Here is a 12,993-nt window from a genome sequence, read left to right on the forward strand (position 1 = left end):
TGAGTCAATCACTTCAGAAAAGATAAAAGATGGAGAAGTTAAGACTTCAGATTTAGCAGATAAGAATGTAACAGCTGAGAAGTTAGTAGCAGAAGGTAAAGATGCTGGAAAGGTAGCTACAGTAAATGCAGATGGAACAGTAACATATCAAACAATATCAGCTGGTTCATTAGTAGATTCTAAGAAAGTAACAACAGATGGTATTATCACTGTTAATGGAGGTAATGAATTACTAGAGTCAGTATTAGCGGATGCTTCATTAGCAATTGCAGATGAGTCAATCACTTCAGAAAAGATAAAAGATGGAGAAGTTAAGACTTCAGATTTAGCAGATAAGGCAGTTACAAAAGAAAAGATTGCTGATGATGTTGCAGGTAATGGTTTAGGAAAAAATACTGATGGTTCTTTAGAAGTAAAAGCAGGTAATGGTATTACAATCGTTGATGATAAAGTAACAGTTAATGCTGGTACAGGTTTATCATTTGGTACAGATGGTAAATTAAATGTTGATTTTCCTACAGCATCTAAAGATGTAGCAGGAGTAGTAAAAGTAGGAGAAGGATTAAATGTTGATGGTTCAGGGAATGTAACAGTTAACTATGAAACGGCTAAAGAAAAATTAGCAACTGGAAACGTTACTTCTACGTCAATTACTGTTACACATGGAGATAAATCTACGTTTAAAGATGTAGCATTAGAAATCACTCCTGGTACTAAAGGACAAGTAATGGTTACTGGTGATGATAATAAAACAATTTGGGTTAATCAAAATGATATCATTAGTAACAATACTACAAATGAGATCAAAACTGAAGGAGCAAATATTGTCTCTACAGTAAATGGAAAGGAATCTAAATTAACTTTAACAGGTGATGTAGTATTAAAGAATGGAGAAACAGTTGTAGGAGGTATTCAAGGTACTCCTGTAAGTGAAACTAAACCAGTTGCAGGACAAACATTAGTTTATAATACAACTACAAAAACTTGGGAACCAGGTACACCAAATGTAGGAGTAGGCAATGTAATTGATGCTAAAACATTATCTACAGATAATATCATCTTAGTAAATGGAGGAGAGAAATTAGAAAAATCTGTATTAGCTGATGCAAAATTATCTATTGCAAACAATGCAATTACAGCAGATAAATTAAAAGCAGGAGATGCAAATCAAGTACTTACAACAGTAGATAACGCGGGTACAAAAACAGTAGAATGGAAAACTCCAGTAGTTGATATTACTAAAAAAGGTGATTTATCTTCTACTACAAATTTATTAACTATAGATAAAGGAGATGGAGTAGTACTTCAAAATGTTTCTTTAACTGTAAACCAAGGTAACTTTGAGTTAAACCAAATAGGAGGTACATTAAATACTACACAAATTAAAGCTGGTAATGACAATCAAGTGCTTACAACAGTAGATAATGGTGGTGTTAAAACTGTAGTTTGGAAAGACAAAGAGAAACCAGTAACGGTTACAGGTGGTAAAACAGAAACAGGAGATGTAGTAGTAACACCAGTTACAGATCCTACAACAGGGGAAAAAGAATACAAATTAGATGTAAAATCAGCTATGCCAAAAGTATTCTACATGCCACCAGTTGTGTTTGATACATCTGATAAAAAAGGTGGAGCTGTACAAGAAAGAGACTTACATAAAGAGTATTTAGCACAGTTTGTTAATGTAAAAGCAAACTTAAGAAGTAGTGATGCTCCAGTAAGTATTCCTAATACAACTAATGCAACAGATTTACATTACTATGTAACATACCATGATGAATCAGTTGTAGAAATCGTTTCTATTAGTAACGATGGAAAATTGAAATACAAAGTAATTGGTGATTCAACACCAGCAACATTTATGACAATTGTATTTGTTGTAAAATAATCTAATAACTATTTCTTACTGAGTTAAAATATTAACTCAGTAAGAAATTTCTAAACTTAAATATTATGAAAAATATTATATCAAGTTGTATTGTATTATGTCTGCTTTTGGTAAGTCACATGGGGTTTGCGCAAAACATTACTGATGTTAAGAAGAAAACAGCCGAAGAAGTTGCTTTAATTCAAAAGACATTACTACTTAACGATAAAGTAGATTATAAAGAATTGAGTGAAATTTTAGAGGCAAAGAATAATTTCTTAAATGAGAACGATTTAAAAGAAGGAAGAACTTTATGGACTTTGCAATATGAATATTTTAATAGAATAGAAGGGTTCTTTAAACAATCTAAATTAGAGAAGGAATATAAAACTTTAAAAGAGAATAAAGAATTATTAGATAAACTTAATTTTAAATTCTACGATAAAAATAATGATGAAGAATAGTTTTTTTAAAAATGTACAGAACAGTATCTGTTTGCTTCTAATTGTTTTTAGTAGTAATTTTTATGCTCAAACTAAAACCTTAGAACCAGCAGTAATTACGAATTCGAAGCCAACAGCTAATGAAATATTACAAGCTTTGAATGGAGGAGGATTAACATTAAGTAATCCAGAAATTGTTAGCGGTTCAATAAATAAAACTTATTCAAATTCAAAAAAGAAAGGATCACAAATAGTGATATTTGAAGGAGGTAATAAGGCTAATTTGGGAATGGATAAAGGAGTTCTTTTTTCAACAGGTGATGCTATAGCTGATTTAAAATCTAAAAATGAAAATCTTAGCGCGTCTATTGGAATAGGAAGTGACTATAAAGATACAGATTTAACAAATATCTATAAAGAGGCTAAAAAGGATGTTGTTGTCTATACTTTTGATGTTAAATTAGAACCTCATACAACAGCGTTGCGTGTAGCTTTTCAATTTGGATCAGAAGAATATCCAAATTATGTAGGTTCTCAGTATAATGATGCTTTTGGTTTTTTTGTTTCAGGTCCAGGTTTAAAAGATGAAAATGGCAAACCTGCTACTACTGTAAATATGGCTCGTAATCCATTGAATAATAATGTTATTAGTGTTAATACAATTAATTATGGTGTTTTTGGAAGCTCAGGCTCATATGATGTAAGATGGGATTTAAGTAATAGTAGTTTATATATTAATAATGGACATTATACAGGAAAGGATAATGGAAGCAATTATTATTATGAAAATAATAAGATAGTTTATTATAGTAAACTTCTTAGTAATAACGATTATAATAAAGCGAATAACTTACCTAAACCAGTTTATATTGAGTATAACGGTTTGACAAAGTTAATTACGTATGATCTAACGGGATTGCAAGGTGGGCAAACATATCAATTTAAAATTGCAATTGCTGATTCTGGTGATACTCAATATGACTCAGGTGTAATTATCCAAAAAATACAAGGTACTACAGGAGCGGATGTTAAGATTGAGAAAGAAGTTAATAAAACAGAAGTACATCCTGGAGAGGAGATTGAGTTTACTTTAACAGCAACAAACCTTGGTCCTTATAAAGGAACAAATACAAAAGTTACTGACTTACTTCCAAGTGGATATACTTTTGTAAGTGCTACTCCAAGTAAAGGAACATATGATGAGAAAACAGGTGTTTGGACTATAGGTGATTTAGAAGCTGTGCATGAAACAGCAACACTGAAGGTAAAAGCTATAGTTAAATTATCAGGAGATTATACAAATACTGCAACAATAAAATCTAATGATCCAGATCCAGATTCTGATAATAATACTGCTGTAGTAACTCCTAATGTTACACCTTGGCCTAAAGATTGCGAAGCACCTGCAGGAGCAAAAGAATTAGCTGATTTTATTAAAGGGAATAAGATTAATAAAGGAGAAGTTTATCGTGTGTCTAAGGATACAAAAATAACAGGTAGTTTTATTATTGAGGCTGGAGGAGAACTTTATGTTGAACAAGGTGTTAAACTTAAAGTTACAGGAGATTTCACACAGAAAGGTGGAATAGTAAAAGTTTGTCCAACAGGTGGAATTGATATTGACGGTTCTGCTAATTTTGGAGGAGCAAATTCAAAAGATGATGCATCTATTACTTTGTACGATAAAGCTTATTTTTCAGTAACAGGATCTTTGACACATGGAGACCCATCACAACAGGGGTATTTTAATACAGGTAAAGCTGTTATTAATATGTATGATGGTGCTTTTGTAGAAGTATGTGGTACGTTTACTCAGCAATCAACAACATACCCTATAGTGAATTATAGAGGAGAAGGAGATATGAATGCTTATTTTGTAAACAAAGCAAATGCTTCAGGCGGATCTGGTTCAGTTATCTCTAATTCAAATAATGTAGTTTGGATTGCTATGGATAAAGTAGAAGGAGGATTGAAAAATGGTAACGCACAATGGTGTGGGCCTAATGCTACTAAAGAAACTTGTCCGAATTTATGGCCAAGTGGTTTAACGAATAAGATAGAAGGTAAATGTCATGAAGCTGAAGGTATCGTTAATGGTAAGCCTAGTATAAAATTAGAAAAAACAGGTGTATTTAATGATATTAATAAGAATGGATATACTGATGTGATTGATACGATTACTTATACATTTAAAGTATCTAATACAGGAAATGTTCCTTTACACGATGTAGTGATAAAGGATACTAAATTAGGAACAGCTTTAACGATTACTTATGTTAGTGGAGATGTTAATAATGATAAGAAACTTGATAAAGAAGAAGTTTGGACATATACTACTACTTATGATATCACAAAAGAGGATGTTAATAAAAAAGGAGTTTATAATATAGCTACAGTTACTGCTAGTGATGGAAAGGGAAAAAATGTAACTTCAACATCAACAGACCCAAATCCATTGCCTGAAACTACACCAGGACATCCTGGTATAGATAAGGATTGTCCTACATGTACGATAGTTATTCTTAAGCAGCAAAGCTTGTTTATAACTAATCCTCATATTTATCAGAGATTAAAATAATAAAATCTAAATTACTGTGTTAGTGCTTGCGCTAACACAGTATTTAAAAACTGAAAACTATGCAATCAAGAAAATTATATAAATCAGTTGCTTTACTAGGTCTAGCATTGCCAGCTACTACAGCAGTAGCACAGCAAGCTAAGAAAGATCAAGTAATGGTAAACCAAGGAAAGATTTCAGTAGCAGAAGGTGGTGTGATGTCTACTATCTATGATTTTGACAATACTGCAGAAGGGTATGTGAAGAATGATGGAACAGTATATTACTACAGTAACTTCAATAACGATAATATCTACGATCACAGTAATAACGCAAAGGGATCAAAAGCAGTGTTCACACACTTTGAAAATGGAACTGGAGCGCAAAACATCACAGGTAATCAGCTTTCTAATTTCTACGATGTAGTTTTAGATAACTCAACAAAAGAGATGGCTTTTGACCTTAAGAATGAGATGAACGTTAGAGGATCAGTAGATTTTAAAGACGGTATTATTAAGGTTGATTCTCTAAAAGGGATGTTGACTTTCCACCAAGGAGCTAAAGCATTAAAACCTACAGATAACAGCCATGCTGAAGGATATGTAGAGAAAATAGGTAGTGAGGAATTCCAATACCCTAAAGGGGATAAAGGACTTTATCGTTACGCTAGAATCACTGCACCAGAGCATGTGAAGGACGCGTATGAAGGAAAGTATAACTTAGATGATAAGAATTTCTTCAGAGCACGTAATGCTAAATCAGGTGTTATTAATCTGTTAAACGAACGCGAGTACTGGACTGTCGATAAAGGAACTGATAATAGTGAAGGAAATATCATGCTAACATTAAGTTGGGATGAGCGTACTACACCAAAAGAACTTTTGACAGATCCTGAGAAAGAACTACACATTGTGCGCTGGGATGCCAAACAACAATTGTGGGTAGATGAAGGAGGAGTAGTTGACTTAGCAAAGAAAGAGATTACTACACCAGCCAATGTTAGAGGATATGGATTCTTTACGTTAGCAACAGTTAAGACAGATTTAATCTTAGATGGAGATATCGTTATTTATAACCTTGTTACTCCTGATGGAGATGGTAAGAATGATTACTTCATTATAGATAATATAAATAAATTCCCTAATAACACAGTAGAAATCTATAACCGTTGGGGAGTTAAAGTATACGAAACGAAGAGTTATGATAGTGCAGGTAATGTATTTAGAGGTTACTCAGATGGTCGTGTAACAGTAAATAAAGGAGAGAAGTTACCTACAGGGACTTATTTCTATATCGTGAACTATGAGTACAAAGGTACGAAAGGATCACACATGGTTAAAAAATCAGGTTACCTACATTTAGAAAGCAATAAGTAAGAGAATAAATGAATATTCAACAAAACATAAAGAAAATCGGAATCAGCCTATTCGCCTTAGGTTGTTTTTCACAAATGCAAGCTCAACAAGATCCACAGTATACACAGTATATGTATAATACGAATATGGTGAACCCTGCCTATGCTGGTAGCCGTGGTACACTTAATGTATTCGGAATGTACAGAACACAGTGGGTAGGTCTAGAGGGAGCACCTAAGACAGCTAACGTATCTGTATCTACTCCATTAGGTGATAGTGGATTAGGATTAGGAGTGAACTTCACGAATGATCGTTTAGGAGCGATGGATGAGAACAATATCTCTGTTGATTTAGCTTACACTATCGATCTAAATGACGATTATAAATTAGCTTTTGGTATTAAAACAACGGCTAATTTATTAAATGTAGATTATACAAAATTAAACATTCACAATCCTACAGATCCTAACTCTTCAGAGAATATTAAGAACAAGTTTAACCCAAATATTGGAGCTGGACTTTATATGTATTCTGACAAGGCTTATTTAGGAGTGTCTGTTCCTAATTTCTTAACTACAGATCGCTATGATGATAATGATATCACTACGATGCGTCAAAAGATGCACTTCTATTTAATGGGAGGATATGTGTTTGACTTAAGTAGAGATATTTTATTTAAACCAGCAGCTTTAGTGAAAGCTGTAAGTGGAGCACCACTACAAGTAGATTTGACAGCTAACTTCTTGTTATATGAAAAATTTACAGTAGGAGCGGCATACCGTTGGGATGCATCAGTTAGTGCATTGGCAGGATTCCAAGTAAATGACAATTTATTTGTTGGGTATTCTTATGACTTCGAAACGACTAAGTTGCGCAATTATAACTCAGGATCACATGAGATCTTCATGAGATTTGAATTATTTAACCGTAGAAGTACGATTAATGCACCTCGATTCTTCTAAGAAAGAAAAGAGTAACTAAGAAAAAGAAAGTATGAGAAAACAGCTATTGAAAATAAGCTTATTAGGGTTGTTACTATTAGCTGGAGTTAGTGCTCAAGCTCAAAGGACAGCGGAGAAGAAAGCGGATAAAGAATATCAAACTCAAGCTTATGTAGATGCAATCAAGATTTATGAGCGCATGGCTAAGAAGGGGTACACGAATGCAGATATGCTAATGAAATTAGCTGATGCCTATTACTTTAACGGAAAGTTGCCAGAGGCAAATCAATGGTATACTGAACTGTTCGAAGGTGAATACGATGATAAAGGAAAAACAGCTATCGCCGCTGAGTACTATTATCGCTATGCTCAGACGTTAAAGTCTGTAGAGAACTACGACAAGTCTAAACAGATGATGGAAGAGTTCGCTAAACTAGAGGGAGACGATTCTAGAGCTCAGCTTTTTGAAGCGAGTAAAGATCGTTACTTAAAAGAGATAGAGAACAACTCTGAGCGTTATGATTTAAAGAATATAAGTGTGAATACGGAGTATTCTGATTACGGAGCTACATTATATGGAGATCAGTTAATCTATACTTCAGCACGTAATACAGATCATCAATCAGGAAAGCGTTTACACGACTGGACGAATGAGAGTTTTACGAGTTTATTCAGTTCTAAGATTAATGCTGATGGGACATTTGATGAACCACAGCGTTTTGCACCAGAGCTTGAAACAAAAGTAAACGAAGCTACAGCAGTGTTTACTCAAGATGGTAAAACGATGTATTTTACGCGTAATAATACTAATCTAAAAGGAAAGAGAAGATTAAATAAAGGGAATTCTACTTTATTAAAGATTTATAAAGCAACTTTATCTGAAGAAGGAAAGTGGGATAACATAGAGGAGTTACCATTTAACTCTGATAATTATAACACTGCTCACCCAGCTTTGACACCAGATGATAAATGGTTATATTTTTCATCAGATAGAGAGGGAACTTTAGGCCAATCGGATATCTTTAGAGTAGCATTATATCCTACAGGTGAATATGGAAAAGTAGAGAATGTAGGGAAGAAAGTAAATACGGCAGGAAGAGAGACGTTCCCGTTTATTTCTAAGGATCACTTCTTATTCTTTAGTTCAGATGGACACCCAGGATTAGGAGGACTAGATGTATTCGTAGCGAAGATTAATGTAGATGGAAGTATCGGTAATGCTTCTAATATGGGAACACCTATTAACAGTAGTACAGATGACTTCGGATTCTATGTTGATAAGAAAACGCGCAAAGGATTTGTGAGTTCGAACAGAGCAAACGGAGTAGGAGGAGATGATATTTACTTCTTTATGGAGAAAGTATGTCACCAGATCTTAGAAGGTATTGTATTTGATAAAGACACTAAAGAAGTATTAGCCAATGCTAAAGTGACTATTTATAATAATGCGTACAATACAATCGGAGAGATTACTACGGATGAGAATGGATACTATAAAGTAGAAGACTTAGATTGCAATAAGAAATATCGCCTAAAAGCAGAAGCTATTAAATATAACACTGAAGAGGTAGTTGTACTAATGGATGCTAAAATAGGAGGAATTAAGAAACAGGATATCGCATTAGAGAAAACTGAAAAACCAATCTCTAAAGATGACGACTTGTTTAAAAAACTTAAGTTGAATCCTATTTACTTTGACTTTGACAAATCTAATATTCGCAGAGATGCATCTATTGAGTTAATGAAAGTTGTAGAAGTATTAAAAGAATATCCTACGATGAAGATAGATGTACGTTCACACACTGATAGTAGAGGTAATGATGATTACAACTTGAAACTATCAGATCGCAGAGCTAAATCTACTGTGGCATGGATTATTAGCCAAGGAATCGAAGCAAGCTGCATAACTGGACAAGGATATGGTGAGACGCAGCTACAGAATAAGTGTAGTAATGGAGTACCATGTACTGTAGAGGAACATCAGTTAAATAGACGTAGTGAATTTATTGTTACAGAATTGTAATATAAGTACTTCTAACTGCGTTTACTAACTAATATATATTGTTCATAAAAACAACAAAACAATTTTTTTTTCGACCGATCCTGCTGTAGGATTTAAAACTAACAGTATTAGCCAGAGAGCACTTCTTTATAGAGGTGCTCTTTTTTTATATCACTATAATATGCTTAAAGCAGCAATTTAACCTAGAGTCAAGGACAGATTGACTAACGAGAGTAAATTATATAAAATAGCTTAAGAACTTATGAAAAAGAGAGAAGAAGGAAATTATACTTATGTGATTTCAGGTGTAAATTAATATGTAGCAGTATTGTAGAAGCTCTTAGGTAGGACACTAGTGGGTGAATATCTGGACTATTGGTGGAGAAAAGGCCTCTCTAGTCCAGTATTCACTGCTTATTGTCTAAGGTCTGTCCAACAATCGAAGTATAAAATAGTTGAGATAAGAGAGGAAAAGTAATGCTTGATCTACTAAAACTTATTGATTTTCGATATTCGTTGTCTGTATTGTTGTGCTAAAGAGAAAGAGATTAAACATGTTTCATAACTATAAAGTAGATTAAGTCTCTGTATGGAGATATTGTAGAATATAGATTTAAGTTGATTATCAAATAATTGAGTTTTTGTGATAGTTATTTTTGTAAACAATCTCTTTTCGGCGTCGTATTTTTAATACTTAAGTGTATTTAGTAATTATTTGATTTTCATTATTGTGTTTATTTAATGTTTTAATAGTAATTTTTCGTTCGAATAGGACTCTACCGTTGTTGTATAATTATGAGAGTTGAAAATTTATTGTTAATAATTGTTTAATTGCTTATTGTTAAAAAATCTTTTTTAATTGATTATTTAATGTTAAATTTATTTTTAATTTTGTTATTTGATGTTGTATTTGTTTTTGTGTTTGGTAAAATGCATTAAATTAATATAAAAGAATATTAAAAGTATTGGTATGGAAAAGAAAAATACATTGGGGTTAATTTTACTTTCTGGAGTGTTGCTATGCTTTACAGAGGGTAATGCACAAGAAAAATTAAATCTTTATAATTCTGGAGAATTGACGGTATCAGAGAATGAAGTATTTACAGTGCTAGGGAAATTTGACAATGGAAGTGGATCGACTTTTACTAATCTAGGAGAAGTACACTTCTTCGATGATTTTAGTAATGAAGGCTTCTTTATGTTTTCCAAGACAGCCTCAGGAAGTAAAGTATTCTTTTCCCAATTAGAAGGCTCAAACGAGAAGAAAAAGATAAGTGGAGGGGTTAATTTAACAGAGTTAGAGAATGTATTCTTTAATACTGATGGGATTGATCTTCAAAATGATATAAGTATTGCAGGGAAAGCGTCTTTTGAGCGTGGAAATGTAGTAGTTAATATGCCATTAAATGGAAGTATAACTTTTAAGGAAGGAGCTTCTATAGCAAAAGTAGGAGATGGTAGCCATGTAGTAGGTATGGCAGATAAAGAAGGTAAGAAAGAGCTAGAGATGCCAGTAGGAGACGGTACTTATTATCGCCCTATCACCTTTGGAGAATCAAAAGAAGTAAAAGATGTTTTTCAAGCTCAGTATAAGAGATCTAATCCGTTAATTGGAAGAGAACACAAAGAGCGTACTTCTATCATAGAGATAAATAACGCAGAGTACTGGGAGGTAGATAATAAAGGATCTAATAAAAGTATCATTTTATCGTTGAGTTGGGATGAACGTACTACTCCAGCTAGTTTGTTGGCCAATCCAGAGAAAGGACTTCACATTTTAAGATGGGATGATGTTGCTAAGAAATGGGTAGATGAAGGCGGAATCGTTGATGTAGTTAATAAAACAGTAAAGACTCCGATAGAGGTTACAGCAAAAGGAATCTTCACTTTAGGAATGGTAGATACAGATTACAATTCAGAGATTAAGATTTATAATGCGGTATCACCAAATGGCGATGGACTGAATGATTACTTTATCATTACTAATATCAATAAGTATCCAAATACAGTACAGATTATGAACCGTTGGGGATCTAAGGTATACGAAGCTAGTAACTATGATGCTAATGGAGATGGAAGTATGAATGTGTTTAAAGGAGAAGCAGAAGGAAAAGGAGTATCATCAAGTGGAAAACTACCAACAGGTACATACTACTATGTTGTTAAATACGAAGTTCGTACAGCTAAAGGCTCAGAGACAGTTACAAAATCAGGTTACTTACACTTAGAGAATAACTAGAAAAATGATTGCAATGAAAATAAGAAAAGGTATACAATTAGGAGCGTTATTATCTATGGTGATGTTATCAGCATCAGATATGTATGGACAGCAAGATCCAATGTACACGCATTATATGTATAATACGACGAATATAAACCCTGGTTATTCAGGAACACGAGGAGTGTTAAATGTATTTGGAATGTATCGTACACAATGGGTAGGTTTAGATGGAGCTCCCCAAACAGCAAATATCTCTATAGATACTCCATTAGGTGATAATGGTTTATCAGGAGGTATTAACTATACAAATGATCGAATTGGAGCAATGTCAGAGAATAGCTTCTCTGTAAACTTAGCATATGCAGTAGATTTAAATGACAGTTATAAGTTGTCATTTGGATTAAAGGGTACTGCTAATTTATTAGATGTAGATTATACAAAATTAGATATATATAACCCAGATGATCCAAAGTTTGGAGAGAATATCAACAATAAGTTTAATCCAAATATAGGAGCGGGATTATTTTTGTATTCAGATAAATCGTATTTAGGAGTATCTGTTCCTAACTTTTTAACGACAGATCGTTCCCAGAATGAAGGTACAGAGTTGATGCGTCAGAAGATGCACTTTTACTTAATGGGGGGGGGTATGTGTTTGATTTAAATCCAAGTTTGAAATTTAAGCCAGCTTTCTTAGTAAAGACAGTATCAGGAGCACCTGTACAAGTTGATTTAACAGCGAACTTTTTGATAGTGGATAAGTTTACTATTGGAGCAGCATATCGTTGGGATTCATCAGTTAGTGCATTGGCAGGATTCCAGGTTAACGATGGATTGTTTATTGGTTACTCATACGATGCAGATACCTCTAAATTATCAAGGTATAACTCAGGATCGCATGAGATATTCTTGAGATTTGATTTGTTTAATAAATACAACAAAGTTAGTACAGCTCGTTTCTTCTAGGAGAAATGGTGCTGTAGTTTTTTCTTGAGAAAAGATGAAATTAAAAGAATAGCAAGTTTTCTTGAAAAAATAACAAAGTAAATTTCGAATGGTAAGTGTGAAACTATTTGTTTTTTTGTTAAAAAAATTAAGTGTTTGACTTGTTGTTGATTAGTTTTTTTGCAAAAAGGATTTATCTAGCATTAGAAGTAATGAATATTTAAATAGCATTTATTGTTCAGTATAATTTTGATTATTTTCTTTTTTGTATAATTTTGTGTCAAAGATTCTAAAGACAATGATTTTTAGTTTTTTAATCATTAGTGTCCGATAAAACTTATTATCAATAGAATTTTCAATCATATTATATTGATAATCAGTTTTATATACTTTTAATTTCATACTAAACCTAGAAATAGGCTCTCAGAACAAAGAGAGTTGTTTTATCTTTTGAACCTCAATAATCCAATCTTGTTCAGGATTTTCTAAGAAATGTAATAGTTTAATATAGTTAAACAGATGGATCTTACAAAAACTTACCAAATTTGAGAAAGCCCAACTTCTTGTAAGCTTTTTCTTAATCACAGATATGAGTAAATTTACTATCAAAACACAGTATATCTGTATTTTAATAGCATTCTCATTATCTCCTAAAAAGTACT

6 protein-coding genes and 3 pseudogenes are annotated in these 12,993 nt (G+C 32.9%); 8 read left to right on the plus strand and 1 reads right to left on the minus strand.

The features are described from left to right. The 8 genes and pseudogenes from BMX53_RS19160 to BMX53_RS18405 all read left to right on the plus strand — a co-directional run. Positions 1-1,888: pseudogene (locus BMX53_RS19160) on the plus strand (hypothetical protein); the annotation flags it as partial. 65 nt (positions 1,889-1,953) lie between these two features. Next, positions 1,954-2,331, plus strand: coding sequence for a hypothetical protein (locus BMX53_RS18370; protein WP_133145887.1), 378 nt, complete (start codon positions 1,954-1,956; stop codon positions 2,329-2,331). Continuing rightward, complete coding sequence (locus BMX53_RS18950) at positions 2,318-4,888, plus strand: DUF11 domain-containing protein (protein WP_083394443.1); 2,571 nt, start codon at positions 2,318-2,320, stop codon at positions 4,886-4,888. Before BMX53_RS18370 ends, BMX53_RS18950 begins: the two co-directional genes overlap by 14 nt. A 59-nt stretch (positions 4,889-4,947) precedes the next feature. Further along, a complete protein-coding gene (locus tag BMX53_RS18385) occupies positions 4,948-6,243 on the plus strand; it encodes a T9SS type B sorting domain-containing protein (protein ID WP_063175383.1) in 1,296 nt (431 codons plus the stop codon). Between the two features lie 8 nt (positions 6,244-6,251). Then, positions 6,252-7,184 (plus strand): PorP/SprF family type IX secretion system membrane protein, encoded by a 933-nt coding sequence (locus BMX53_RS18390; protein WP_063175384.1) that lies wholly within the window; start codon positions 6,252-6,254, stop codon positions 7,182-7,184. A gap of 31 nt (positions 7,185-7,215) precedes the next feature. Continuing rightward, positions 7,216-9,186 (plus strand): OmpA family protein, encoded by a 1,971-nt coding sequence (locus BMX53_RS18395; protein WP_063175385.1) that lies wholly within the window; start codon positions 7,216-7,218, stop codon positions 9,184-9,186. A 949-nt stretch (positions 9,187-10,135) separates the two neighbouring features. Beyond that, a complete protein-coding gene (locus tag BMX53_RS18400) occupies positions 10,136-11,404 on the plus strand; it encodes a T9SS type B sorting domain-containing protein (RefSeq protein WP_063175386.1) in 1,269 nt (422 codons plus the stop codon). Positions 11,405-11,417: 13 nt separating this feature from the next. After that, positions 11,418-12,352, plus strand: a pseudogene (locus BMX53_RS18405) (PorP/SprF family type IX secretion system membrane protein). A 402-nt stretch (positions 12,353-12,754) separates the two neighbouring features. On the opposite strand, the pseudogene BMX53_RS19210 reads toward BMX53_RS18405, so the two are convergent. Next, a pseudogene (locus BMX53_RS19210) lies at positions 12,755-12,993 on the minus strand (IS4 family transposase); the annotation flags it as partial.

The organism is Myroides marinus (genome assembly GCF_900109075.1).
GTDB classification, from domain to species: domain Bacteria; phylum Bacteroidota; class Bacteroidia; order Flavobacteriales; family Flavobacteriaceae; genus Flavobacterium; species Flavobacterium marinum_A.

Bases quoted from the DNA above. Each gene is read 5' to 3' on its own strand.
- BMX53_RS18385 (WP_063175383.1), top strand. From the start codon at position 4,948: ATGCAATCAAGAAAATTATATAAATCAGTTGCTTTACTAGGTCTAGCA.
- BMX53_RS18395 (WP_063175385.1), top strand. From the start codon at position 7,216: ATGAGAAAACAGCTATTGAAAATAAGCTTATTAGGGTTGTTACTATTA.
- BMX53_RS18370 (WP_133145887.1), top strand. From the start codon at position 1,954: ATGAAAAATATTATATCAAGTTGTATTGTATTATGTCTGCTTTTGGTA.
- BMX53_RS18390 (WP_063175384.1), top strand. From the start codon at position 6,252: ATGAATATTCAACAAAACATAAAGAAAATCGGAATCAGCCTATTCGCC.
- BMX53_RS18400 (WP_063175386.1), top strand. From the start codon at position 10,136: ATGGAAAAGAAAAATACATTGGGGTTAATTTTACTTTCTGGAGTGTTG.
- BMX53_RS18950 (WP_083394443.1), top strand. From the start codon at position 2,318: ATGATGAAGAATAGTTTTTTTAAAAATGTACAGAACAGTATCTGTTTG.